Genomic DNA, 24,822 nt, shown 5'->3' with positions numbered 1-24,822 from the left:
ATGCTCCAGTACCGCATTCTTCCGGTCACCGCCTTTGCCCAAAACGCCTGCCTCCTGTGGGATAACGTCACGGGCGACGCCGTCTTGACCGATCCGGGCGGCGAGCCCGATCGATTGATGCAGGCGGTGCGCGAGGCCGGGGTGCAGTTGCGCGAGATCTGGCTCACCCACGCGCACATCGACCACGCCGGGGCCGCGGCTGAGGTGGCGCAACGCGCGGGCGTGCCCATCGTCGGGCCGCATCCGGTCGATCAGTTCTGGATCGACGCCCTGCCGCAACAGGCGCAGATGTTCGGCTTTCCGCCCGCGCGGGCGTTCACGCCCGATCGCTGGCTGGCCGACGGCGACACCCTGCAGCTCGGCTCGCTGGCGTTCAGCGTGCGCCACTGCCCCGGCCACACGCCGGGCCACGTGGTGTTTCACCAGCCCGAGGCTCGGCGCTGCTGGGTGGGGGACGTGCTGTTTGCAGGCTCGATCGGCCGCACCGACTTTCCCGGCGGCAACCACCAGCAACTCATCGACAGCATCACCGGCAAGTTGTGGCCGATGGGCGACGACACCGTGTTCATCCCCGGTCACGGGCCGGAATCGACCTTCGGTGAGGAAAGACGCAGCAATCCTTTCGTGGGTGGCACCTGAGCCAGCGTAAGAAAAGCGCCGCAGCCCTGGGGCTACGGCGAAACACCCTCCCGAACCCATCGGGGGAAAGGGCTGGGAGTGCGAGGAGCGCGAATCGGTCGAAGACGAAGGTGGCGAGCCGGATCAGTGGGGTTGATCTTGGATGGTTCGCGACGTTGCCGTGGGGACGTGCTGACATTCGCCCCGCCAGTCGCTGCAGACCGCGCGCACGCCATCCGTGGTGAACACCAGCCATTCGGCATGCGCGCGCAGCCGGGCATCGCGCAGCGAACCACAGAGGCGAACCAGGCCATGATGCACATGGATCTGGATGTCCAGCCAGCGCAGCGTGGTTTGGCGCAGGCGATCCCTCACCCGGGCGTGCAGCAGCCGGTCGGCGTCCAGAGGGTCCGGGCTGGCAGCGCGGGACGCGGCGAAGGGTCGCTGAGAGGGCAAGGACATGATGGTTTCGACAGGGAAGGGCGAATCGGACTGCATCTGGTGAGTCTTTCGCGTCAATGCAACAGGGCATGCAGCGCCACGGCCGTCAGAATGCTGGAAGCGACCGCATCCCCCAGAGCGCTGCCGTGCGGGCGGTACGTCTGTGCGAGCGAGCGACCGAACCAGGCCAGCACGCAGCCCGCAGCGGCGATCAAGACGCCATCGTCTGCGGCGCTGTCCGTCAGAAATCCAAGCCAGTCCATGTTGAGCATCGCGGTTCCTTTCTGTTGGCGTCAGTGCGTGGACAAGTGAGACGGCTTCGTCTGCACAATCGGGGCCAGCGCGGCACGGGCCTCGCGCGGCTTTCCTGCCGCGACAACGTGCTGCGGGCACGGCATCCCAAGTTGTCCAGCAAGATGCTGCTCGGGGTGAAAGGCGGCTGGAGGCGCTGGAGAGAGCATGTGGGTTCTCTTGTCAGTGCCGAACGCGACCGCCATCGGTTGGCTCTGCTTCGCAATACGCGTGCCACGTTGGCTTGCTCCTTAGAGGAATAGAGCAGACGCAGTGTCGGCGGCGAACCGCAGCCTCGGCCGAGGTCAAAACCGTCGGGATCTGGCGACAGCTTCGACAGGCACGATACAACCCACTGATTTAGGGGCGCTTTTTTGTCGCCGCCAGGCGACACTCAGGCGACGTCGCTGAACTACTCAGCGCGAAGTCTTACTCTTGCGTCGGCATGTCCTGGGCCGCGGCCTTGAACTGCGACGGATCGAGGTGGTGTTTGCCGAGCAGGCGGTAAAACTCGGTGCGGTTGCGCTGCGCTAGGCGCGCGGCCTGCGCGACATTGCCCTGGCTCATCTTCAGGAGTTGCGCCAGATAGTCGCGCTCGAACTGGTCGCGGGCTTCGGCCAGCGGCAGCAGGGTGGCCGGCTTGAGGCGCAGCGCCCGGGTCACGGAGCTGGCCGGGATGCGGCTGGTGGTGCTGAGCGCGCAGCATTGTTCGACCACGTTCATGAGCTGGCGCACGTTGCCGGGCCAGTCTTGCTGCTGCAGCAGATCGAGGGCATCGGGGGTGAAGCCGGTGATGCGGCGGTGCAGGCGCGGCGCCAGCATCTGCAGGGCGTGCCGGGCGAGCATGGCGATGTCCTCGCGGCGCTCGCGCAGCGGCGGCAGGTGCAGGCTGACGACGTTGAGGCGGTAGTAGAGGTCGTCGCGGAACTGGCCCTGCACGATGGCGGCGTCGAGGTCGCGGTGCGTGGCCGAAACGATGCGCACATCGACATCGATCGCCTGCGTTGCGCCCAGGGGACGCACCTGGCGCTCCTGAAGCACCCGCAGCAGCTTGACCTGCAAGGGCAGCGGCATGTCGCCGATCTCGTCGAGAAACAGGGTGCCGCCGTGGGCTTGCTGGAACAGCCCGGTCTGCGCCTGGCTGGCGCCGGTAAACGCACCCTTGGCGTGGCCGAACAGCTCCGATTCGAGCAGGGTCTCGGGAATGGCCGCGCAGTTGATGGCGACGAACGGCCCGTCCTGTCTGGGGCTGGCGCGATGGATGGCGCGGGCCAGCATTTCCTTGCCGGTGCCCGATTCGCCGCGGATGAGCACACTGGCCTCGCTGCGCGCCACCAGTCCGGCCTCGGACAGCAGGGCGAGCATGCGCGGGCTGGCGGTGAGGATGTCGGCCCGCCAGGCTTCGTCCTTGGGCGAGGGCTTGGCGGTCTGCGACGGCTGCAGCGCGGCGGCGCGCGCCAGAAGGTCAAGCAGCTCGCGCGCCTCGAAGGGCTTGGTGAGAAAGCCGAACACGCCGCGCTGTGTGGCGTCCACCGCGTCGGGAATGGTGCCGTGCGCGGTGAGGATGATGACGGGCAGCGCGGGGTCTTTGGCGCGGATGTGCTCGAACAGCGACAGACCGTCCATGCCGTCCATGCGCAGATCAGTGATGACGGCGGCAGGGCGGTTGGCCGCCAGCGCGCCCAGCGCCTCGGCACCGCTGGCAGCCAGCAGCGGGGTGTAGCCGGCCGAGCGCAGGCGGATGGCCAGAAGCTGGCGCAGGTCGGGGTCGTCGTCGACGAGAAGAATCGTTGCGGGCATGCGCAGGACCCTGTCAGCGGGCTCGGTTCTGAAGCTGGGTTTCCAGCGACTTGATCTGGTCGATCTGCTTTTGCAGTGTCTGGGCGTTTTTGCGCGCCTGCTGCAAGGCGAGCTGCTGCGCGATATCGCGTTGCAGCAGCGCGAGGAAGCTGCGCGCCGCGGCGTCCGTCGCGCGGGGTTGCAGGTCGGAGAGCAAATTCTGCGCCTGTTCGGCGTCGCCCGGTTCGGATCGCGCGAGCAGCAGCACGGCGAGCTGGAGCTGCTCGACCACGCCGCGACGCTTGCCCAGGGCGAGCAGCCGCGCGGTCTGGGTCTGCAGCGCGGGCCCGGCGGTCTGCGGCATGTCGCGCAGCGCGCGGAGGATCGCGTCGTCGTCCAGCCGGTCGGGCGCGGTGGCCACAGCTGGCGCCCGCAGCGGCTCGGGCAGGTGCGGCCACTGCGCGCACGACGACAGGGCGAGGCACAGGGCCAGGGACTGCGCGGCACGAAGGGCGAAATGGGGGAGCGTCATGCGTTGAGGGCGGTAGGGGGTTGGGGAGGGTCGGGCAGAAAGACGCGGAACACCGCGCCGCGCCCGGTGTGCGGCAGGAGTTCGAGCGTGCCGCCGTGCATCTGCGCATACTGCCGCGCCAGCGCCAGCCCCAGCCCGGTGCCGCGCAGCGCGCTGGCCGGCTGGTTGCGGCCCTGGAAAAAGGGCTGGAACAGATGCGGGAGATCCTCGGGCGCCACGCCCGGGCCTTCGTCGCTGATGCGGATGTCGACGCCGCCGCTCACCGCCTCGGCGTCGAAGCCGATGCGCCCGCCTTGCGGGCTGAATCGGATGGCGTTGATCAGCAGATTCTCGAACAGGCTTTCCAGCTTGGCGCGGTCGCCCCGCACCTGCAGCGCCGAGCAGCCGCAGTCCACCCTCACCCCGCGGGCGCGCAGGGTGAGGTGGTTGCGGCGGATCAGGCTGGCCAGCAGCAGCCGCAGCTTGACCGTGACGAGCTGCAGGGTCACCGGGGCGTGCAGCGCGCTGTCGTAGTGGAGCAGGCTGTCGATGCGCTGATGCAGATCGCGCACATTGCCGCGCATGATGCGGGTGATCGACTGCTGCTCGGCATTGAGCGGGCCGGGCACGCCGTCGGTCAGCAGGTCCACGCCCTCCTTCATCGAGGCCAGCGGGGTTTTCAGTTCGTGCGATACATGCCGCAGGAACTGTATCTTCTGCGCCTCAAGCTCGGCCAGGCGGCGGCGCAGCCAGTCGAGCTGCACGCCCAGATCGACCAGATCGCGCGGGCCGTCCACGCCGGGCGCCTGGTCAAGCCGCCCCTCGCCCAGCCGCCGGATGGCGCGCTTGAGCTGGCGCAGCGGCCGTCCCAGAAGCCACGACAGCAGCAGCGCCAGGCTGACCGACAAGCTCACGCTGGCCAGCGCCAGCCATCCCAGCACCGTCCACACCCGTCCCGAGACCTGCTGCAGCCGCGCTTCCTGCGCGTCCACCAGTTGGTTGCTGTGCGCGATCAGCTCGCCCGCTGCGGTGCGCATGGCGTCGAAGCGGGGGTTCAGGGCGTCGAACACCCGCGACCCATCTTTCGCCCCGCCCGAGGCCATGACGTTGGCAAACAGCGCGGTTTCCTGATCGCGCAAGGTTTGCAGGGTGCGAAGCTGCGCGCCGGGCAGCGGCATGGCCGCGAGCTGGGCGGCGTCCTGCTCGAAAGCGACGTGCGCCTGCCGCACCCCGTCACACAACGCGACGTCTTTGAGCACCAGGCACTGGCCGCTGGCCCGCTGCAGATTGTCGATGTCCTGAGCGAGCTGGCGCGACGCGCGCGTGAGCTGCACCGCCACCGCCACCGAGCTGCGCGCCTGCGCCGCCACCTGATCGAGCAGGTAGGCCGTGACCGACATGCCCAGCAGCAGCGGCAGCCCCACCAGCGCGAAGCTCCACAGCAGCATGGACGAAAACGCCATGCGCAGCGGCAAACGCATCCCGGTCATGCGAGGTCGGTCAGTCAGACTCGCCGCTCAGACCCCGTAGCTGTCGCGGTACTGCTGCACGGCGGGTCGCCAGCGTGCCAATTCGGCATGGCCGCTGTCGGCCAGATAGGCCAGCAGGCTGTCGAGATTGGCAATCGAAATGACCGGCAGGCCGTACTCCTGGCTGACATGCTGCACGGCGGAAATGTCGAGGGTGCGTCCGGCGATCGCGGCCTTCTCCTGGCGGTCGAGCGCGATGAGCACGGCGGCCGGTTCTGCCCCGGCGGCGCGGATCAGCCGCACCGATTCGCCCGTGGCCGTGCCCGCGGAAATCACGTCATCGACGATGACCACCCGTCCGCGTATGGGCGCGCCCACCGTGGTGCCGCCTTCGCCGTGATCCTTGGCCTCCTTGCGGTTGTAGGCAAAGCCCACGTTGCGGCCCAGCCGCGCCAGTTCCACCGCCACCACCGCCCCCAGCGGAATGCCCTTGTAAGCCGGGCCGAACAGCATGTCGAAGGCCACGCCACTGGCCAGCAGGGCGCGGGCATAGAACTGCGCCAGAACGCCCAGCATGGCGCCATCGTTGAACAGCCCGGCGTTGAAGAAATACGGCGACTGCCGCCCCGCCTTGGTGGTGAAGTCGCCAAAGGCGATCACGCCGCTGTCGACGGCGAAGCGGATGAAGTCCAGGGCGTTGGGGTCGGTCTGAGCCGCGCGGGGAGTCGAAGACATGGTGTGCACAATGGGAGCGAGAAGAGGGCGCTTCGGCAGCGCCGATACGCGTTTTCCCGCATTGTGCCGCAGCCCTTCGGGCCACCGCGCTACATTCGCCTGCATTGCTCTACATTCAACCCAGATTGTTCATGAGGGCACCGCCTCATGGACAATCTGGGTTACACCCATGCTCGCTTACCGACACGCCTTTCATGCCGGCAACCACGCCGATGTGCTCAAACATCTGGTGCTGGTGCAGGTGCTGCGGCATATGAACCGCAAAGACAAGCCCTATTGGGTAATCGACACCCATGCGGGCGCCGGCGGCTACGCGCTGCACGAGGCGCATGCGCAAAAGAACGCCGAATACGCCGACGGCATCGAGCGGCTATGGGCATGCAAGGACGCCCCCGAGGCCGTGGCCGACTATCTGGCCTTGATCAAGGCGTTCAACCCCAGCGGCGCCCTGCTGCATTACCCCGGTTCGCCCGCCATCGCTCACCAGCTGATGCGACCGCAGGACAAGCTCAGGCTGTTCGAGCTGCATCCCACCGACCACCGCGTGCTCGAGGCCACCTTCGGCGCGCAGCCCGGCGTGCAGGTGCGCTGCGCCGACGGCTTTGTCGCGCTCAAGAGCCTGCTGCCGCCGCCCGACCGCCGCGCCGTGGTGCTGCTCGACCCCTCTTACGAGCTCAAGACCGATTACGCCGCGCTGCGCCATGCGCTGACCGACGCCTTGCAGCGTTTCGCCGTGGGCACCTACGCGGTGTGGTACCCGGTTCTGCAGCGGCGAGAGTCGCATCTGCTGCCGCAACAGTTGCGCCGCATCGCCGGTCAGGCCGACTGGCTCGACGTGCGCATGCAGGTGCGCGAACCCGACGTCAGCGGCTTCGGCCTGCTGGGCAGCGGCATGTTCCTCATCAACCCGCCCTGGACGCTGCACGACACCCTGCGTGACGTACTGCCCTGGCTGACCGGGGTGCTGGGCCAGTTCAAGGGGGCGCATTTCTCCCTGGAGCAACAGGCTGCGTAGCCTTCGGCTTCTCCCCCAAATGTGGGCAGAGAGCCGCCCCGATCTGTCAACTTTTGTCAAAAGTAAATTGGGAAACCTTGCATTTGTCACAGAACCCGCCGACCATTCGGGGCGTGTGGGCTTGTTCGCGCCCGACTCCCTGGCGTGTGGGGCGTCGCCCCGCAAGGTTCGATCTATTTCAGGAGTCTTCCATGGCAGTCAGCTTCGAGTTGCGCAAAAACGAAAAAGGTCAGTTTCATTTCTCGCTCAAGAGCGAAGACGGTTCCACCCTGCTCAGCAGCGAGCAGTATGAAAGCAAGGCGTCCGCCGAGAACGGCATCGCCTCGGTGAAGAAGAACAGTGTGCTGCCCGAGCGCTTCGACAAGCAGGTTGCCAGCGACGGGCGGGCCTACTTCACGCTGAAGGCGGCTAACCACCAAGTGGTGGGTACCAGCCCCATGTTCGGCACCGCCGACAAGCGCGACGCCGCGCTCGCCCTGGTCCACGCCGAGGCCGAGCACGCGGCGGTGCACGACCACACCTGAGAGGTTTGACCCCGCCCAAAACGGCGCAACGGCCGCGTCGATAGACTTGCACGGGTTTTCCTTCACCGGAGTTTTTCCGTGCGACATGTTCGTATCGCCATTCTGGGCGCGGGCACGGCAGGGCTGACCGCGCTGTCGCAGGTGCGCAAGCACACCGACGATTTCGTCATCATCAATCATGGCCTGTACGGCACGACCTGCGCGCGCGTGGGCTGCATGCCGTCCAAGGCGCTGATTCAGGCCGCCGACGACTTTCACCGCGGCAGCCAGCTCGCCACCCTGGGCATCCGCGGTGGTGAGGGTCTGCGGGTCGATCTGCCCGCCGTGCTGCAGCGGGTGCGCGACTATCGCGATGCCCGCGTGGCCGGTGTGCTCGGCTCCACCAACAGCCTGCAGCCCGCGCAAAACATCGCCGGACGCGCCCGGCTGGACGGTCCGGGCCGGGTGATCGTCACCCATGCCGACGGCCACGAGGAGGTCATCACCGCCGATCACGTGATCATCGGCACGGGTACGCGCCCGGTCGTGCCCGAGGCATGGCGGGCGTTCGGGGATCGCATCCTCACCACCGACGACCTGTTCGAGCGCGCCGATCTGCCTCGCCGCATCGCCGTGGTCGGGCTGGGCGTGATCGGCCTCGAACTGGGGCAGGCGCTGGCGCGGCTGGGGCTCGCGGTGCACGGCTTCGAGCTGCGCGAAAGCCTCGGGCCGCTCACCGACCCCGTCGTGCAGGCCGAGGCGCAGCGTCGCATCGGCGCCGAATTTCCCCTGCACCTGGGGCGTGCCGTCGAACTGCGCGAAGGCCCGGGTGGCGCGCTCATCGTCGGCAACGGCCAGACCGTCGTCGAGGTCGATGCGGTGCTGGCGGCGATGGGGCGACGCACCAATACCGACGGCCTCGGGCTGGACACCCTGGGCGTGCCGCTCGATGCACGCGGCCTGCCCGAGTTCGATCGCAACACCTTGCAGATCGGCGATCTGCCGGTGTATTTCACCGGCGATGTGAACGGCGAACTGCAAGTGCTGCACGAGGCCTCCGACGAAGGCTTTATCGCGGCCTTCAACGCCCTGCACGGCCGCGCGCGCTTCAAGCGCCGCGTGCCGCTGGCCATCGCCTTCACCGACCCGCAGACCGCCGTGGTCGGCCAGTCGTGGCAGGCGCTACAGGGCAGGCCGTTCGCCACTGGGGGCTTCAACTTCGCGCAGCAGGCGCGCGCCATGGCCATGCTGCGGGCGGCGGGCCAGTTGCATGTCTATGCCGAGCCTGGCAGCGGGCGGCTGCTGGGTGCGGAGATGTGCGTGCCCGGCGCCGAGCATCTGGGGCATCTGCTGGCGCTGGCGCTGCAGCGCGACATGACCGTGGCCGAACTGCTCACCCTGCCCTTCTATCACCCGGTACTCGAAGAGGGTTTGCGCGCCGCTTTGCGGGTGCTGGCGCGCGCGGTGTATGGTGATGCTCCGCTGGAAATGGCGCGGCTGTGATCGTGGCGGCGCCTTCACTTTTCAGGACAACGACATGACTTTCGATCTCGCCATCATCGGTGCCGGCCCCGCTGGTCTGTCCATGGCCCGGGCGCTGGCCGGCAGCGGCCTGCGCATCGCCCTCGTCGAACAGCAAGATGCCGCCGCGCTGGCCGATCCGCCCTTCGACGGGCGCGAAATCGCCCTGAGCCTGCGCACCCTGCGCACCCTGCGTGCGTCGGGGGTGTTCGACCATATCCCGCCCGATCAAGTCTTTCCGCTCGAGCACGCCGAGGTGTTCAACGGCGACGATCCGCGGCCGATGCGCGTGTCGCCGTTGCGCGGCAAGGAGGCGCTGGGCGCGCTGGTGCCCAACCAGCAGATACGCCGCGCGCTGTGGGCCGCGGTGCAGGGCCAGGAAGGCTTGACGCTGTTCGACCGCAATCGCGTCGGCGCCATCCAGGCCGATGCCCAGGGCGTGGAGGTCGAGCTGCTGCCAGTGGCCGATGCGGCGCAACAGGCCGGGCAGACGGGCACGGACGCCGCCGACATCTCGCCGATGACCCTGCGCGCGCGCATGCTGATCGCCGCCGACAGCCGCTTCTCCGACACCCGCCGCAAGATGGGCATCGGTGCCGACTCGCACGACTTCGGCAAGACCATGCTGGTGTGCCGCATGCACCACGAGAAGCCGCATCATCACACCGCCTGGGAGTGGTTCGGCTTCGGCCAGACCGTGGCGCTGCTGCCCTTGTCCGAGCATCTTTCCTCGGTGGTGCTGACGCTGCCGCCGCACGAGATGCAGGCGCTACTGACGCTGCCGGAGGCCGAATTCGAGCGTGACATCACCCGCCGCTACCAGGGGCGCCTCGGCGAGATGCACATCGCTGGCAGCCGCCACACCTATTCGCTGGTGGGGGTGTATGCGCAGCGCTTCGTCGCCCCGCGTTTCGCCCTCATCGGCGATGCCGCGGTGGGCATGCACCCGGTCACCGCGCACGGCTTCAACTTCGGCCTGCACGGCGTCGATCTGCTCTCGCGTGAAATCCTCGCGGCGCAGCGAGCGGGCACCGACATCGCCGCGCCCGAGCGCCTGCACCGCTTCGAGGCCGCGCACCGGCGCGCCACGCGCCCGCTCTACCTCGCCACCCAGGCCATTGCCACGCTCTACACCGACGATCGCGGCCCCGCGCGGCTGGTGCGCCGGCTGGTGCTCGATGCCTCCAGCCGCATCGGCCCGCTGCGCCTGGCCATCGCCACGGCGCTGAGCGAAGAAGGCCTCAGCCTGCGCGGCTTTCTGCCGGCCCTGCCTGGGCTGCGCTAAGCCCGACTACAGTGCGTCGTGCAGGGCGCGGAAAGCGCCTTGCGGCCGTGCCAGCAGCTCTGCAGGCGCGCCTTCTTCGACCACGCGTCCGGACTCCATCACCAGCACCCGATCGACCGCCGCGGGCAGCGCGGCAAGTCGATGGGTGATGAGCAGCACGGTGCGTCCCGCCATCAGGGTGGCGATGTCGCGCAGCAGATCGCGTTCAGTCAGCGCGTCCAGGCCTTCGGTCGGCTCGTCGAGGATGAGCAGCGGCGCGTTGCGCAGCAGCGCGCGGGCAATGGCCACGCGCCGCGCCTGCCCGCCCGACAGGCGCATGCCGGCCTCGCCCACCCAGGTCTCGTAGCCCTCGGGCAGCGCGGTGATGAAGTCGTGCAATTGCGCGGCCTTGCAGGCGGCGATGACTTCTTCCTGCGTGGCGTCGGGCTTGGCCAGCATGAGGTTGTCGCGGATGGTGGTGTTGAACAGATAGGTGTCCTGCGACACCACGGCGATGTGGCCGCGCAGCGCCTCGCCCGGCCAGGCGCGCAGATCGTGGCCGCCGATGCGCACGCTGCCCGCCTGATAGTCCCAGAAGCGCAGCAGCACGGCAATGAGCGAACTCTTGCCCGCGCCGCTGGGGCCGACCAGGGCGACGCGCTCGCCCGGGCGCAGGCTCAGGCTCAGGCCGTCGAGTGCCCAGGCGGCGTCGGCTGACGCGCCGGGGTAGCGCAGCCGCAGGCCGTCGACTACGAGCTCGGCGCCCTCCCAGCGCGGCACGGGCAGATCGGCGGGCTCCTCGATTTGCGGCCTGGCGTCGAGAATGGCGAACACCCGGCGCGCCGCCGCCAGCGTCTCGCCCAGCATTTGCAGCGCCAGCGGCAGCGGCATCGCCGCCTCGAAGCTGGCGAGGACGAACAGCGCCAGCATGGGCAGTTGCGCCGGAGTGAGGTCGGCCGCATGCACCAGCGGAATGGCCAGCAGCAGGGTGCTCCACATGGCCAGGTTCGCCGCCAGACCGAGCAGGCCCTGCGACAGGCCGGTGGCGCGGCTGAGTCGGCGCTGCTCGGCGATCATGGCGTCGGTCAGCGTACCGATGCGCTGCGCCTGTTGCGTCGTGCCACCGTACAGCCGCAACTCGCCCAGACCCTGCAGGCCATCGACCACGACGCTGCGCAACTCGGCGCGTTGCGCCACGAGTCGCCGCCCCGGCTCGTGCCCCAGGCGGAAGGTGAGCAGCGGCACCGCTACCCCGGCCAGCAGCAGGAACAGCAGCGTGGACGCGGCCACGCGCAGGCTGAAAAACGCCATCATCGCCACGATGAGCGTGCCGCCGATCAGCGCCACGCCCACCGGCACCAGCACCCGCAGGTAGAGGTGGTTGAGCGCGTCGATGTCGCTGAGGATGCGGCTGCTCAGATCGGCGCTGCGCAGTTCCTGCAGCCGCGCCGGGGCCAGCGGCTCCAGACTCTGGTAGAACCACACGCGCAGCGCCTGCAGCAGGCGGAAGGTGGCCTCGTGCGTGACCAGGCGTTCGATGTAGCGCCCGGCGGTGCGGGTGATGGCCATGCCGCGAATGAAGGCGGCCGGGGTGAAGTAATCCATCGCCGCGCCCACCAGCCCGACCAGCGCCATCTGGGCGATGAACCAGCCCGAGGTCGCCATCAGCGCCACATTGGCCAGCAGGGTGAGGAGCGCGGCGACGGCGCCCCACAGCATCCACGAGCGATACGGGCGGAACAGGGCGACCAGGCGCCGCAGATCGGCGCGTGCCTGGGTCAGATCGAAGTCGGGCGGCAGCGGGTTGAAACGCATCAGGCCATCTCCCCGGACATGGCGGGTGCGTGCTCATGCGCCCGCACCAGCGCGGCAAAGGCGCCGCCCCGGGCCAGCAGATCGGCGGGCGTGCCCTGCTCGACCACCTTGCCCGCTTCGAGCACCACCACATGATCGGCGCGCAGCACGGTGCTCAGGCGGTGCGCGGCAAGAATGACACAGCGCTGGTGCGCCAGTTCCAAGATGACGTCGCCGACCTGCAACTGGGTATGGGCATCGAGCTGCGCCGTGGCCTCGTCCAGCAACACCAGCGGAGCAGGCTTGAGCAGGGCGCGCGCCAGCGCCAGGCGCTGCACCTGCCCGCCCGAAAGCCCCAGGCCGCGTTCGCCCAACGGGGTGTCGTAGCTCTGCGGCAAGGCGGCGATGAAGTCATGCGCCTGCGCGGCGCGCGCGGCGCGCTCCACCTCCTCCTGCGGCACCTGCGGCTGGCCGAGGGCGATGTTGTCGCGCACCGTGCCTTCGAATACATGCGGCCGCTGCGGCACCCAGGCCACCTGCCGCAGCCAGTCGGCGAGGTCCAGCGCGTCCAGCGGGATGTCGTTGACCAGGATTTGCCCCGACTGCGGCTGCACCAGCGCCATCAGCGCGTGCAGCGCGGTGCTCTTGCCTGCGCCGCTGGCGCCGACCAGCGCGGTGAGGCCGCGCGGCGGGGCGGTGAAGCTCACGCCGTCGAGGGCCGGGGGCAGGTCGTCGGCATGGCGCACCGTGACGGCATCGAAGCGGATCTGCACCGCATCGCCGTCGATGCGCTGCGTGCCGCCGGTGGCGCGGGCGTGCGGCGGCACCGGGGTGTCGAGCAGCTTCAACAGACCCTGCGCGGCACCGATCGCCTCCATGCGGGCGTGGTAGAACGTGCCCATATTGCGCAGCGGCAGATAGAACTCCGGCGCGAGCAGCAGCACGAAAAAGCCGTTAAAAAACGCCATCTCGCCGTAAAACAGCCGAAAGCCGATGAACACCGCCACCATGGCGATGCTGACGGTGGAGAGAAACTCCAGCACCACCGACGATAGAAAGGCCACCCGCAGCACCTTCATCGTGCCGATGCGGTAGTCCTCGGTCAGCGCGGCCACCACCTCGGCCTCGTGACGGCTCACGCCGAACAGCTTGAGCGTGGTCAGCCCCTGCAGCGAGTCGAGAAAGCGCGCACTCATGCGGGTGAGCAGTTGCCACTGCTGCTGGTTGAGCGACTCCGTGCCCTTGCCGATCAGGATCATGAAAATCGGGATCAGCGGCGCCGTGCCCAGCAGCACCAAGCCGCTGATCCAGTCCTGCGGCAACACGAACACCAGGATGGACAGCGGCACCAGCGCGGTGAGCGACATATTCGGCAGATAGCGCGCGTAATAGGCCTCCAGCGCGTCGATGCCCGTCACCACGTTGTTGGCGAGATCGCCCGTGGACTGACGCGTCAGCCACAGCGGGCCCAGCGTCTGCAGATGTGCGTACAAGCGCTCGCGCAGATCGCGGCGCACCTGCGCCGCAGCCTCGAAGGCCACGTTCTCCGAGGCGCGCATCAGCACGAAGCGCAGCGCGAAAATCGGCAGCATCGCCGCCAGATAAACCCACACCTCACCCAGTGTCTGGTGCTCGATGATGACCCCTGCCACCACCCGCGCCAGCAGCCAGGCCTGCACGATGATGAGCCAGCCCGCGAACAGGCCCAGCCCCACGGCGCGGTTCAGCGCGGGGCGAATATCCTTCTTGCGGGCTTTCAGCCAGAGTTCTTCGGGAGTTGCCAAGATCGGGGCGGGAGGTGGGGCGCCAAGCGGTGTGTGGCGCGAGACAATCCGTATCTTATAGACCGCGCGCACTGGCATCATGCACCTGGCTGAGCGCCGCGGCCGACAATGCAGCATCGCAGCACGCCTTCAGGAGCCCAAATGGACGACAAACAACCCCCCAGCGTCACCCTCAAGCAGTTCAACCAGTACCAGTTCGATCTGCACTACGCCGACGGCCAATCCCCCATCGTCACCGACGAACCGCCGCCACTGGGCGAAGGCGCGGGGCCGTCGCCCTCGCACCTGCTGCTTGCCGCCGTGGGCAACTGCATGAGTTCCAGCCTGTACTTCGCGCTGAGCAAGTTCAAGCTCGACCCCAAGGGCCTGACCACCACCGCCACCGGCGAGATCGGTCGCAACGCCGCAGGCCGCCTGCGCGTGCTGTCCATCGCGGTGGACATCCACATGGGAGCTCCCGCCCAGGGCATGGAGCGGCTCGACCGCGTGCTCATGCAGTTCGAGCAGTTCTGCACCGTGGGCGAGAGCGTACGCCAGGGCATTCCGGTGACGGTTTCAGTGTTTGACGGCACCGGGCAGAAACTCAAATAAGCCCGCAGAATGACGGCTTTTTCATCGCATTGCCCATCATGACAACGCACACTCCCGCCACACAGCCTGCAAGCGGCTTTGCCAACCCTCGCGACACCTGGAATGCCCGCTTCGCCCAGCCTGGCCTGCATTACGGTGCCGAGCCCAACGCCTTTCTGGTGCGTGAATCCGTCCGACTCGCTCCGGGCAGCCGCGTCCTCAGCGCGGCAGACGGCGAAGGCCGCAACAGCATCTGGCTGGCCGAGCAAGGCCACCAAGTCACCGCGTTCGATCTTTCGCCGGTTGCAGTGGACAAGGCACGCGTGTGGGCACAGGAACGCGGCGTCGCCGTGGACTTCCACGTAGCAGCGGTGGACGAATGGGACTGGAAACCCGACCAATTCGACGCGGTTGCCGCCATCTTCGTGCAGTTTGCCGACCCGGACCTGCGCGCACGGCTGTTTTCCGGCCTGTGGCGCACCCTCAAACCCGGCGGTCTGTTGCTGGTGGAAGGCTATGCGCTGGAGCAGATGGCTTACGGCACCGGCGGTCCCGGCCGACCCGACCATCTCTACACCTTGCAATTGCTGCGCGACCTGCTGCCTCAGGCCGATTGGCTGCTGCTGGAGCAACGCGAAGCGGAGCTTCACGAAGGCCGCGGCCATGTTGGCCGCTCCGCGCTGATCGACGGCGTGGCGCGCAAACCCGGCTGATCGCCTGCGCCTCACAGGCCTCCCGACCGTCCCTGATCAGGGCTCGGCCTCGGCGGCCATCAGCCGGAATTGCTCCAGCGCGGCTTCGAGATCGTCCACGATTTCGGCGGCGATTACCTCCGGTGCGGGCAAGTTGTCCGAGTCGGACAGCGATTCGTCCTTCAGCCAGAAAATATCCAGACTGGCCTTGTCGCGGTTGATGAGTTCCTCGTAGTCGTAGGCGCGCCAGCGGCCTTCGGGTGCGGCGGGCGACCACGTCGCCGTGCGCGCATGCCGATTGGCAGAGTTGAAGCAACGTACGAACTCATCCAAGTCCTCCCGCTGCAGCGGGTTGGTCTTGAGCGTGAAGTGCCGGTTGGTGCGCAGGTCGTAGACCCACAGCGTTTTCGTCCATGGCGTTTCGCTGGCGGGCTTCTTGTCGAAGAACAGCACGTTCGCCTTCACGCCCTGGGCGTAGAACAGTCCGGTGGGCAGGCGCAGCAGGGTGTGCACGTCGCACTCGTGCAGCAGTTTACGTCGAATCGTCTCACCCGCGCCGCCTTCGAACAGCACGTTGTCGGGCACGACCACGGCGGCGCGGCCGTTCTGCCGGAGCAGGGTTTTGACGTGCTGGACGAAGTTGAGCTGCTTGTTCGAGGTGGTGGTCCAGAAGTCGCCGCGCTCCACCACGTCGCGTTCCTTGCTGACCTTGCCCTCCTCGCCCACGATGGTGGTGCTGCTCTTCTTGCCGAAGGGCGGATTGGTGAGAATCACATCGAAGCGGTCACCCGGGTCGGCGGCCAGCGAATCACCCACCACGATGGGCTCGAAGTCCTGGCTGCCGATGCCGTGCAGCAGCAGGTTCATGGCGCACAGCCTGGCGGTCGCCTGCACCAGCTCCCAGCCCTTGAAGGTTTCCTCCTTGAGCTTCTTGCGCTGGTCCTTGGTGAGGTGCGGGTTGTGCTGCACCACATGGTCGTGCGCCGCGAGCAGAAAGCCGCCGGTGCCGCAGGCCGGGTCGCACACGGTTTCGCCGGGCTTCGGCGCCATCACCTCCACAATCGCCTGGATCAGCGGGCGCGGGGTGAAGTACTGGCCAGCGCCGGATTTGGTGTCCTGGGCGTTCTTTTCCAGCAGGCCTTCGTAAGCATCGCCTTTCACGTCGGCGCTCATCGACACCCACTGTTCCTTGTCGATGAGGTCCACCACTAGCCGCCGCAGTTTGGCCGGGTCCTGGAACTTGTTCTGCGACTTGGCGAAGATCAGCCCGAGCAGGCCGCGCTCCCGGCCCAGCGCCTCCAGCGTGTGGCGGTAGTGATCGAACAACGCGTCGCCGTCTTTCCCGAGAAGGCTGGCCCAGCCGTAGGGCTCCGGCACCGGGCTGGTTTGATGGTACGGCGCGCGGGTGCGCTCGTCGGCCATCTTGAGGAACAGCAGATAGGTGAGCTGCTCGACGTAGTCGCCGTAGCTCATGCCGTCGTCGCGCAGCACGTTGCAGTAGTTCCAGAGTTTATCGACGATGGTTGATGTATTCATATTTAAATTGCTTTGTCGTTTTCATGAGGCGATGATCTTTTCGGCCTCAACAGCGTCTTCGTCCGCGCCGACGTCCTCACCCTCTTCTGGCACCTCGCCCGTGTAGGCAGCTTTCCCAGTTGCCTGCTCTATCAAGCCCAGCAAGCGCTTCTGCCGGTCTGCCATGAACGCCTCAAAATCGTCGCTGCGCAGGATGGCGGGATCGATCAGGTGCGAACGGAGATAGCCGTCCAGTCGTGTCTGGTCAATGGCCGGGGTCTGCTTGTCGCCCTTTTCCAACTTGGCCAAGTATTCAGATGGCGCGACACCACCAATGATCCGGTTTGTGCGATACGACAGCGGAGTCTTGTTGATGATGGAGTCGTATACCGCCGGTTTGATGTCCTGCTTCTTGCACCAGTCCTGCGGAAAGATGTGGTGGATATCCACGTTCTCGCCGAAGAAGACCGTGTGGTCGAACTTCTGCCCGGAGCGAAAGTCCTGCGCGCCTTCCTTCATGAGTAATGCATTCACGCCCTTATAGGCGGCGGACAGGCGCATGCGCATGGTTTTCAGGCGGTCGGCGCGGAAGATGACCTCGCTCACCGTGGACGGTTCCGGCCCGCCCTGCAACCAGCGTGGCACCTCCATGAAATCGCGGGCGATGCGCGACTCCACCGCCGAGCCGTACAGCTCGCCGAACACTCCGTTCCAGTACCAGCGCACCAGCTTGGCCCGGTTGGCCTCATGCTCCCAAGCCTCGCCGATGTCGGCGATGATCGCTGCAAGCGGCACGATCTGCGACCGATAGGGCAGGTCGAAGATGCGGTAGATGTGCAGCATGTGCAGGAACTTAGCCGCCTGAACGAAACCGTGTTCCACCGGCTTCTCGTACTGCTTATAGGCCGCCAGCGGCAGGTTCAACAGCGCCTGGCGGTTGCCGATAACCGCCGGCAGTTCCTTGCCTGTCTTGCCGGCACGCTCCGCCTCGCGGCGACGCTCGCGCGTGTAGAACAACGAGATCGCCTGGAGAAAATCTGTATTGCTCACACCGGCAATGATCCCGGCCTCGGAATCAGCAGGCCGCAGAGTATCCGCGAAGCGCCGGTGCCGGCCCTTGTGCTCGTCGTCGCCGTACCAGTCCTTGCGCAGCTCGTGGCCTTCCGCCGCATACATCGCTGTGACCAGTTCAAAGGCGTCCAGCGCCTTGCCGCCTGTATTGACTTTCTCGAACACCACGCACACTGCTTCCTTGGACGTGGAGCGGTCCAGCGAGATCACGGGCACGCGGTAAGACTTGAAGTTCTCCAGCACCTGGCGCTTGAAGGCACGGAAGGTTTCGCGCATGGCCTCATGCTCGTCGCCGAGCCATTGCTGATCGAAGCCGTCCTGCCAGCGGTCCCAGTCGAACACCTGGGTCAGCGGGTACATCAGCGCCACGTACTCCCCATCGGGCGTGGACAGGTCCAGCACAACCTCGCGGCCGAAGTCGGTGCGGATGATCCGATCCTCCGGCACGCCTACGATGGCCTCCTCCCTGTCGACGGTCGGGTCCAGCGCCTTGCGGATGTCAATGTAGAACCAGCGCTTCACCTTTTTGTTCTTCGGCGTGACCGTCTCCACCACCTTGCCGCGCAGCGTCACCTGATACAGCGAGGTCATGCGTTGCTGGCCGTCCAGTAACAGCGATTGTGGTGCCACGTTCTTCGCCTCGGTCGGCGCGCCCTCCACCGGACGCGGCTTGAAGTTCACCTCGCCACCGGTGTCCAGCGTCATCAGCGCGCCGACCGGAAAGGCGCGCGAGATCGATGCAATCAGGCTCTTGATGCGGTCCTCGTCCCATACCCAGCTGCGCTGGAAGTCCGGCAACTGCAGCTTGCCACGGTGGCAATCCTCCAGCAGCTCGATCAGGTCAATGGGGTTGGTCTTGAAGGTCGAGCCGGCCATGTGCTAGTTCCTTGGATTGTTATGCAGCGCCCGATACTGCCGCGGTGCTCATCGGGTTTGTTGAGTTGTCATTGACCAAGCCACCGGAAAACGCCCGACTCAGGATGGACTGGCGCAGACGCTCGGCGCGCTGGAGGTTGGCGTCCACCTGGGCCTCGGTGTCGCGCAGGAGGGAGAGGCGGCGGCCCACTTCCGCAACGATGCGGCGCTGCTCCGTTTCAGGTGGAATTGGAAGTGCAATTGCACGAATCTCACCGAGTGAAAGGCGCGGCCTGCCTATACCGTGGAGCACATTCTTGACACGCTTCCGCGTAGGCTGACAGTTCAATGCGGCATTCAGGTAGGCAACCGTCAGTGCTGAATGTGGCTTGAACCTTATGCAATCTGCTTTAACGATCGCAGCCCCGACGAACGCCGGAATAATGCAAGCGCGCGGTGGATTGTCACCCAAGGTGGCAATGACAAGATCACCAGCTTGAATCTCGTGTTTGCGAAGCCGTTCAAAGTGCATTTGGGAAATATGGGCATACTCATCCGCGAATTCCCCGTCTTTGATGTTCTGAAGGCGAATAACGCGGGGACCAGACTCTTGGTAGTGCTCCGTTTTGAGATTCGAGCCGAACGGGCCGTCCGTGATTGAGTTAGGCTCCGGCGCAGCTAACTGGTCGATAGACGCCCACACCCACCCCTCCGGCAATTCGGGAAGGTCAGAGGTTTCGGGCGCGGCGGGTTCTTTGTATTTGCCCTTGCCTTTCCACTGGCTGCGGCGGGTTTCGAGGATGCGTTGCAGGAGTTGTGCGCCGGTTTCAAAGCTGCGGCCTTCGCGGCGGGCGAGTTCGGTTTCGGTAACGACTAAGCGGCCTTCGACGGCGGCTTTGAGGACGGCGGCTTTGTAGCGCTTGAGATTGGCCTTGACGCGCTTGAGGTTGGCGACGGCATCATAGAGGCGGGAGAATTGTTTTTCGATTTCCGCGACGATGCGCTTTTGTTGGTCGAGGGGTGCGACTGGAATCTCGAAACGGTGCAAAGCAGCCGTCTCGATACTGGCGACAGTGGTACCCTGTTTTGAGCAGGTGTTAAGTATCTCCCGAGCAAAACAGCGAAGCGCCCACGCCAAATAATCGGGCAATACGCCGTCTTTCGGCGCTATGGCCTTCAAGTCTTGATTGACCGTTACTGGCACAGTGGAGATCGCCACCGGAAGGGTGTGGCTCAATATCCCGCTTCGTGTAACGACTAGCACGGCGCCAGCCGGTATTAACTTCGCGGTTGATTCTTCAACAGCGGCTTTAGTTATGTGGTCCTCGCTATCGATGATGCGTTCGGTCTTCATGTCCTTGGGCGAAACCCAAGGAATGCTGCCATTCGTCCAATACTCTGGCTTTGCTTTCGACGGCGTGCCGCCACCTGACCACACGCCGAGTTCCTTCAGTGGCACTAGCTGCCAAGAGACCGGTATGTCGCGGCTTTCAATAACTGCGCTCATGCCGCCAACGTCTCGTTCGATTCTTCAATCATCGCATTCAGCTTCTCGCTAGACAGTTGGTGCGCTTTACCAAGCCCGTCGTGTTGGGAAAACGGCGCGTGTCTGGGGTTTCCCGCCTCGATGCCTAGATCCGTGGCGATGTGGTCGAAGGTCACTTCATCCGCCCTCTGGCCTTGCGATACACCGCGCTGTCCTCCCGCTTGCCCACGGCCACGACGACGACCACTACGCGGTCGTCGAAGACTTGATACACGAGCCTATAGCCGGCGGCGCGCAGCTTGATCTTGTAGCAGTCCGGCAGGCCGGAGAGCCGTGCGGATTCGACACGGGGGTTTTCCAGCCGTTCCAGCAGCTTGGCCCTGAATTGCTCGCGCAGCGTCCGGTCGAGCTTTTGCCACTCCTTCCAGGCGCTGTCCCGGAATTCGAGGCTATAGGTCATTCGGATCGACTTTGACCGTGGGCTCGTTCTCGCGTGCCTTCACCAGCCTGACCAGTTCGAGATCGTCCAGCTTTTCCATCATGGCTTCGAAGGCGGCGGCTGGCACCAGGTAGGCGGCGGGTTTGTTGTGGTTGAGCACGGCGACGGGGAAGCCGTCCGCTTCGTCGATGACGGCGGTGGGATTCTTCTTCAGCTCACTGATGCTGACTGAGGCGTTGGTGTAGAGCAGTTCCATGGGACGCTCCTTCAGAAACATAAATAGGTCTTTATTTTAGTCGTTTATTTGGTCTTTATGCGGCCAGCGTTTCGTTCAGCTCTTCGATGAGGGTGTTCAGCTTGTCGCCAAACCATTGATGCACTTTGCCGAGGCCGCCGTCTTTCGAGAGTTGACGGATCACGCTGCGTGGGGCGCGGCTCATGGCCGGCCGAGCAGGTTTGCGAGGGTGTCGCGAAGCGGGCCCAGGCTGGTTTCGACAACGCCCCAGACCAAGCGGTTATCGACCGTGGCGTAGCCGTGGATGAGGACGTTGCGGAAGGCAACGATGCGCGGCAGTTCAACGATCCGGCCGGCGAGCTGGGGATCGACTCGCGCGAGGTGATTCAGGGCTTCGCCGATGATTTCGAACTGGCGCTCGACGGCGGATCGCAGGAACTCGTCCGCTTCGTAGTCGGCGAACCCCTTGCCGACAGTGAAGCGCGCGATGCGCTCGGCGGCCTGCTGGGCATCCCAAAGCAGCTTACGGGAGTCAGCGTGCATAGACAGTGCGACTTTCGCTCGCGATGCGCTGACGAAAGTAGGGGTTGGCGAGGCTGCTGCCGGTGACAAGGTCGACGGGCCGGCCGAACAGTTTCTCCAGCCCTTCCTTGAGGGTGAAATAGGCTTGGGCGTAGTGGGCAGGAGGCACGTCGTCGAACTCGACCAGGAAGTCGAGGTCGCTGCGGTCGGGGTCGAAGTCGTCCCGTATGGCCGAGCCGAAAACGTCCAGTCGCCGCGCGCCGGAACGTCGGCACAGTTGGGCGACTTCTTCGTGGTGCAGGTCGATGGGATTCGTCATGGTGTCTCTGGGGTCGATTATGCCGCGAGGGCGTCGTTCAGCGAAGCCAGCAACTCGGGCAGCATGTCGCCAAAGAGCTGGTGGACCTTGCCGAGGCCGCCGTGCTGGGCGAACGGCGCGTATTCGAAGTCGTCGGGCTCGATGCCGAGGTTGGCGGCGATGTGGTCGCGGATCATTTCCAGCCAACGGCGCTGTTCGGCGGTGAACTGCTTGCTGTTGCCTTCCTGACTCGCCAGCCACGCCCTGAAGTTGGCTCCCACGCGCTCGGGGAAGGGGATGAGTTCGTTGTCCTGGTGGATGGCGAATCGCACGAGGGAGACGAGGTCGGTGAGGATGCGGCGGCCACTGGCGCCTTTGACCTTGCTCTTTTCCAGCGCGGCGTAGGCGTTCCACAGCTGCGATTCATTCCACAGGTAGGGCGGCGCCTGGATGCGCTCGGCCAGTTCCTTCACGGCGGCGAAGCTGAGGCGCTGGCGGTAGGGCAGGCTGTAGAGCACCTGCAGGGCGGTGATGTCGTCCTTGTGCTCGGCGATGAATTGCTCGAAGCTCTGCACCATGCCGCGGGCGCGGTCGAGGGCGTCGGGGCTGAAGCCGGCTTCGAGCACTTCGTCGGCGCTGACGGTGTCGATGACCAGGTCGTCGCGGCGCTTGAGGTCGGCGAGCAGCTCGCGCACCTTGGGGTCTTGCAGCGGGCGCACCGCGGTTTCGATGGCCTGGCGGTGGGCGTCTGGCGAGGGGTGGGCGTCGGGGTCGAGCGCGGCGATGATGCCGTGGGCCAGTTCGCGCAGGCCGTAGCCGCCGGTGGCCTCGCGCACGCGTGCGTCGTCGGCCGGTTGGATGCGGTGCTCCAGGCGCGCCATCCGCCCGGCGAGCGAGGTGAGCACGTCGTCCTCAGTGTTGCCAAACGCGACGGCCTGCAGGAGTTTTTCGAAGCTGACGGTGGGCTTGGTCTCCATCGGGCGCGAGTCGGTCTTGTCCTGCTCGCACACGCCCACGGCATCGACGATGACGAAGTGGTCCTTGGCGCGGGCGTCGGGGGTGACGCTCTGCAAGTCGTCGGGCTTGATGACGCGCACGCCGCGGCCTTTCATCTGCTCGAAGAAGGCGCGCGACTTCACCGCGCGCATGAACATGACGACTTCCACCGATTTGATGTCGGTGCCGGTGGCGATCATGTCCACGGTGACGGCGATGCGCGGCAGGGGGCTGGTGCGGAAGGCGTTGATGAGGTCCTTGGGCTTGGCGCCGGTGCTGCGGTAGGTGATCTTCTGCGCGAAGTCGTTGCCCTTGCCGAATTCCTCGCGCACGATCTCCACGATGTTCTCGGCGTGGGCGTCGTCCTTGGCGAAGATCAGCGTCTTGGGCACCCAGGTGCGGCCGGGGAAGATGTCGGTGAACAGCCTGTCGCGGAAGGTGCGGATGACGGTGCGGATCTGGTCGGGGGCGACCACGGCGCGGTCGAGCTGCGCGGGGTCGTAGGCGAAGTCGTCGTCGAGTTGTTCCCAGCGTTTCCTGCGGGTGTCGCGCTCCTGGATCTGCACGCTGTAGCCGGCTTCCACCTTGCCGCCCTGCTCGGTGATGGCGGTGCGGATGCGGTAGACGTCGTAGTTGACGTTGACGCCGTCGGCCACGGCCATCTCGTGGTTGTATTCCATCACCAGGTTCTGGTGGAAGAAGCCGAAGGTCTGCTTAGAGGGCGTGGCGGTGAGGCCGATGAGATAGGCGTCGAAATACTCCAGCACCTGCGCCCACAGGTTGTAGATGGAGCGGTGGCACTCGTCGGTGACGATGAGGTCGAAGGTCTCGATGGGGATGGCCGGGTTGTAGTCGATGGGGTCGGGCTGCTTGAACAGGCCGCCCACCTGATCGAGCGATGCTTCTTCCAGGTCCTCGGGCAACTCGCGGCCCTTGAGCATGGCGTACACGCGCTGGATGGTGGCAATGCACACACGCGCGGTGGTATCGAGCGTGTTGCCCTGCAGGCGCTGGACGATGTATTCCTCGGTGAACTTGAAGTTGTTGTCCGGTGACTGGTATTGCTGGAATTCCTTGAGCGTCTGGTCGGCCAGGTTGCCGCGATCGACCAGGAACAACACGCGCCGGGCACCCGCGTGCTTGATGAGCCGATAGAGGAAGCTGATGGCGGTGAAGGTCTTGCCGCTGCCGGTGGCCATTTGAATGAGCGCACGCGGGCGGTTGTCGCGCAGCGACTGCTCCAGGCGCTGCACGGCCTCGCGCTGGGCGGGCCAGAGGCGGTCGTCTTGCAGCGGCGGCATGTGGCGTAGCCGCTGCAGAAAGGTTTCGGCAGGCTGCCCAACGGCGTGGATCGGCGTTCCCATGCCGGTGTGGAGCGTCGAACCCGCTGGAAGGAGCTTGAGCCAATCGGCCAGCATGTCCGGCCTGTGAAAGGCGAACACCGGGCGCGAGCGCGGTTCGGGGTCCAGCCCGTTGGTGAAACGGGTTTCGACGCCCGTGGATTGAAAGGCAAACGGTAGCGGGCTGCGCCAGCGCGGCAGGCCGTCGGGCAGACCCTGGGTGTATTTGGAGGATTGGGTTTCGACGCCGGTGAGCGCGAAGCCTTCCTTCTTGGCTTCGATGACGCCGGCCGCCTTGCCGTCCACGTACAGCAGGTAATCGGCAAAGCCGTGGCCGGCCTTCAGCGGGAATTCACGGATCGCCACCCCGCGCGCGGCACGGATGTCGGCTGTGGCCACATCCTGCACCGCCCAGCCCGCGGCGGTGAGGAGGTCATCGATGGCGCGGCGGGCCTGCTGTTCGGGGGCATCCATGCGCGGCGCAGGGGGCGGTGGCGAGCCGTCAGCTTTGCAAGAGCCCGGTTAGAACGGAATGTCGTCGTCCATGTCGCTGAAGTCGCTTGCCGGCTTGCTGGCGGCCGGGGCGGGGGCGCGGCTGGGTGCGGTGCGGCTGGGCACGGTGTCGCGCGAGCGGCTGTAGCCGCCGTCGTCTTCTGCGCCGACTCCGCCTTCACGGCTGCCGAGCAGTTGCATTTCTTCGGCGATGATCTCGGTGGTGTATTTCTCGATGCCGTCCTTGTCGGTCCACTTGCGGGTTTTCAGGCGGCCTTCCACGTACACCGGGCGGCCCTTCTTCAGGTATTCGCCTGCGATCTCGGCCAAGCGGTCGTAGAAAACCACTCGGTGCCACTCGGTTTCCTCGCGCTTTTCGCCGCTGGCCTTGTCTTTCCAGTTGCGCGTGGTGGCGAGGGTGATGTTGCAGATGGCTGCGCCACTGGGGGCGTAGCGGGTTTCGGGGTCGCGGCCGAGATTGCCGATGAGGATGACTTTGTTGACGGAGGCCATGAGGTGTCCTGAATTGCGGCGCCCCGCGGGCTGCGGAACGATGGCGGCAAGCATAGCGCCAGCCGCCGTCAAG

The 24,822-nt window shown here is 66.1% G+C and carries 26 protein-coding genes; 7 read left to right on the top strand and 19 right to left on the bottom strand.

Annotated features, from left to right (window positions below; all coding sequences use genetic code 11):
• On the top strand, positions 1-639 hold the full coding sequence (locus tag ASC45_RS02400; protein ID WP_055449410.1) for an MBL fold metallo-hydrolase: 639 nt from the start codon (positions 1-3) through the stop codon (positions 637-639).
• 123 nt (positions 640-762) lie between these two features.
• Here the strand turns inward: ASC45_RS02400 and ASC45_RS02395 are convergent, their stop codons facing one another.
• The 6 genes from ASC45_RS02395 to pyrE form a co-directional block, all read right to left on the bottom strand.
• Positions 763-1,080, bottom strand: a complete 318-nt coding sequence (locus ASC45_RS02395) for a BON domain-containing protein (protein ID WP_245609917.1) — start codon at positions 1,078-1,080, stop codon at positions 763-765.
• A gap of 53 nt (positions 1,081-1,133) precedes the next feature.
• On the bottom strand, positions 1,134-1,331 hold the full coding sequence (locus ASC45_RS02390) for a hypothetical protein (protein ID WP_055449409.1): 198 nt from the start codon (positions 1,329-1,331) through the stop codon (positions 1,134-1,136).
• A gap of 448 nt (positions 1,332-1,779) precedes the next feature.
• Positions 1,780-3,150, bottom strand: a complete 1,371-nt coding sequence (locus tag ASC45_RS02385) for a sigma 54-interacting transcriptional regulator (protein WP_055449408.1) — start codon at positions 3,148-3,150, stop codon at positions 1,780-1,782.
• Between the two features lie 13 nt (positions 3,151-3,163).
• Entirely contained in the window at positions 3,164-3,661 is a 498-nt protein-coding gene (locus ASC45_RS02380) for a hypothetical protein (RefSeq protein WP_055449407.1), read from the bottom strand.
• Positions 3,658-5,130 (bottom strand): sensor histidine kinase, encoded by a 1,473-nt coding sequence (locus tag ASC45_RS02375; RefSeq protein WP_055449406.1) that lies wholly within the window; start codon positions 5,128-5,130, stop codon positions 3,658-3,660. The genes ASC45_RS02380 and ASC45_RS02375 overlap by 4 nt, the downstream gene beginning before the upstream one ends.
• A 27-nt stretch (positions 5,131-5,157) precedes the next feature.
• Positions 5,158-5,844: an orotate phosphoribosyltransferase gene (gene pyrE, locus ASC45_RS02370; RefSeq protein ID WP_055449492.1), complete on the bottom strand. Its 687-nt coding sequence runs from the start codon at positions 5,842-5,844 to the stop codon at positions 5,158-5,160.
• Between the two features lie 169 nt (positions 5,845-6,013).
• Here pyrE and ASC45_RS02365 point away from each other — a divergent pair, with 169 nt between their 5' ends.
• The 4 genes from ASC45_RS02365 (at position 6,014) to ubiM (ending at position 10,168) form a co-directional block, all read left to right on the top strand.
• A complete protein-coding gene (locus ASC45_RS02365) occupies positions 6,014-6,859 on the top strand; it encodes a 23S rRNA (adenine(2030)-N(6))-methyltransferase RlmJ (RefSeq protein ID WP_055449405.1) in 846 nt (281 codons plus the stop codon).
• A gap of 191 nt (positions 6,860-7,050) precedes the next feature.
• Complete coding sequence (locus ASC45_RS02360) at positions 7,051-7,383, top strand: YegP family protein (protein ID WP_055449404.1); 333 nt, start codon at positions 7,051-7,053, stop codon at positions 7,381-7,383.
• Positions 7,384-7,461: 78 nt separating this feature from the next.
• Complete coding sequence (locus ASC45_RS02355) at positions 7,462-8,865, top strand: dihydrolipoyl dehydrogenase (protein WP_055449403.1); 1,404 nt, start codon at positions 7,462-7,464, stop codon at positions 8,863-8,865.
• Positions 8,866-8,899: 34 nt separating this feature from the next.
• Positions 8,900-10,168 carry a 5-demethoxyubiquinol-8 5-hydroxylase UbiM gene (gene ubiM, locus ASC45_RS02350; RefSeq protein WP_055449491.1) on the top strand — a complete coding sequence of 423 codons (1,269 nt, stop codon included), beginning with the start codon at positions 8,900-8,902 and terminating at the stop codon, positions 10,166-10,168.
• A 6-nt stretch (positions 10,169-10,174) separates the two neighbouring features.
• Here the strand turns inward: ubiM and cydC are convergent, their stop codons facing one another.
• Together cydC and cydD are read right to left on the bottom strand one after the other, a co-directional pair.
• Positions 10,175-11,962: a thiol reductant ABC exporter subunit CydC gene (cydC, locus tag ASC45_RS02345; RefSeq protein ID WP_055449402.1), complete on the bottom strand. Its 1,788-nt coding sequence runs from the start codon at positions 11,960-11,962 to the stop codon at positions 10,175-10,177.
• On the bottom strand, positions 11,962-13,725 hold the full coding sequence (gene cydD / locus ASC45_RS02340; protein ID WP_055449401.1) for a thiol reductant ABC exporter subunit CydD: 1,764 nt from the start codon (positions 13,723-13,725) through the stop codon (positions 11,962-11,964). The genes cydC and cydD overlap by 1 nt, the downstream gene beginning before the upstream one ends.
• Positions 13,726-13,866: 141 nt before the next feature.
• Here cydD and ASC45_RS02335 point away from each other — a divergent pair, with 141 nt between their 5' ends.
• Both ASC45_RS02335 and ASC45_RS02330 read left to right on the top strand, forming a co-directional pair.
• Positions 13,867-14,316: an OsmC family protein gene (locus ASC45_RS02335; protein ID WP_055449400.1), complete on the top strand. Its 450-nt coding sequence runs from the start codon at positions 13,867-13,869 to the stop codon at positions 14,314-14,316.
• 38 nt (positions 14,317-14,354) lie between these two features.
• Positions 14,355-15,008: a class I SAM-dependent methyltransferase gene (locus ASC45_RS02330; protein WP_055449490.1), complete on the top strand. Its 654-nt coding sequence runs from the start codon at positions 14,355-14,357 to the stop codon at positions 15,006-15,008.
• Positions 15,009-15,044: 36 nt separating this feature from the next.
• Here ASC45_RS02330 and ASC45_RS02325 read toward each other — a convergent pair whose 3' ends face one another.
• The 11 genes from ASC45_RS02325 to ssb are packed head-to-tail and all read right to left on the bottom strand — an operon-like array spanning position 15,045 to position 24,749.
• Positions 15,045-16,523, bottom strand: coding sequence for a type I restriction-modification system subunit M (locus tag ASC45_RS02325; RefSeq protein WP_055449399.1), 1,479 nt, complete (start codon positions 16,521-16,523; stop codon positions 15,045-15,047).
• A gap of 21 nt (positions 16,524-16,544) precedes the next feature.
• The gene (locus ASC45_RS02320) at positions 16,545-18,449 is read right to left on the bottom strand and encodes a DUF262 domain-containing protein (protein WP_055449398.1); all 1,905 of its coding nucleotides are present in this window, start codon (positions 18,447-18,449) and stop codon (positions 16,545-16,547) included.
• A gap of 19 nt (positions 18,450-18,468) precedes the next feature.
• Positions 18,469-19,935, bottom strand: a complete 1,467-nt coding sequence (locus ASC45_RS02315; protein ID WP_055449397.1) for a restriction endonuclease subunit S — start codon at positions 19,933-19,935, stop codon at positions 18,469-18,471.
• A complete protein-coding gene (locus ASC45_RS15670; protein WP_156346978.1) occupies positions 19,932-20,090 on the bottom strand; it encodes a hypothetical protein in 159 nt (52 codons plus the stop codon). The genes ASC45_RS02315 and ASC45_RS15670 overlap by 4 nt, the downstream gene beginning before the upstream one ends.
• A complete protein-coding gene (locus ASC45_RS02310; RefSeq protein WP_055449396.1) occupies positions 20,087-20,374 on the bottom strand; it encodes a type II toxin-antitoxin system RelE family toxin in 288 nt (95 codons plus the stop codon). Before ASC45_RS02310 ends, ASC45_RS15670 begins: the two co-directional genes overlap by 4 nt.
• Positions 20,364-20,609: a type II toxin-antitoxin system Phd/YefM family antitoxin gene (locus tag ASC45_RS02305; RefSeq protein WP_055449395.1), complete on the bottom strand. Its 246-nt coding sequence runs from the start codon at positions 20,607-20,609 to the stop codon at positions 20,364-20,366. The genes ASC45_RS02310 and ASC45_RS02305 overlap by 11 nt, the downstream gene beginning before the upstream one ends.
• Positions 20,610-20,664: 55 nt before the next feature.
• The gene (locus tag ASC45_RS16135) at positions 20,665-20,793 is read right to left on the bottom strand and encodes a hypothetical protein (protein ID WP_281173286.1); all 129 of its coding nucleotides are present in this window, start codon (positions 20,791-20,793) and stop codon (positions 20,665-20,667) included.
• Complete coding sequence (locus tag ASC45_RS02300) at positions 20,790-21,131, bottom strand: HepT-like ribonuclease domain-containing protein (RefSeq protein ID WP_055449394.1); 342 nt, start codon at positions 21,129-21,131, stop codon at positions 20,790-20,792. Before ASC45_RS02300 ends, ASC45_RS16135 begins: the two co-directional genes overlap by 4 nt.
• Positions 21,121-21,429, bottom strand: coding sequence for a nucleotidyltransferase family protein (locus ASC45_RS02295; RefSeq protein ID WP_055449393.1), 309 nt, complete (start codon positions 21,427-21,429; stop codon positions 21,121-21,123). The genes ASC45_RS02300 and ASC45_RS02295 overlap by 11 nt, the downstream gene beginning before the upstream one ends.
• Positions 21,430-21,446: 17 nt before the next feature.
• A complete protein-coding gene (locus ASC45_RS02290; RefSeq protein WP_055449392.1) occupies positions 21,447-24,218 on the bottom strand; it encodes a type I restriction endonuclease subunit R in 2,772 nt (923 codons plus the stop codon).
• 48 nt (positions 24,219-24,266) lie between these two features.
• A complete protein-coding gene (gene ssb / locus ASC45_RS02285) occupies positions 24,267-24,749 on the bottom strand; it encodes a single-stranded DNA-binding protein (protein WP_055449489.1) in 483 nt (160 codons plus the stop codon).
• Positions 24,750-24,822 lie beyond the last annotated feature (73 nt).

Origin of the sequence: Thiomonas bhubaneswarensis (assembly GCF_001418255.1) — a bacterium.
Taxonomy (GTDB): domain Bacteria; phylum Pseudomonadota; class Gammaproteobacteria; order Burkholderiales; family Burkholderiaceae_C; genus Thiomonas; species Thiomonas bhubaneswarensis.
Note: the sequence above shows the minus strand (reverse complement) of the source record. Positions and strands in the feature narration are given on the sequence as shown.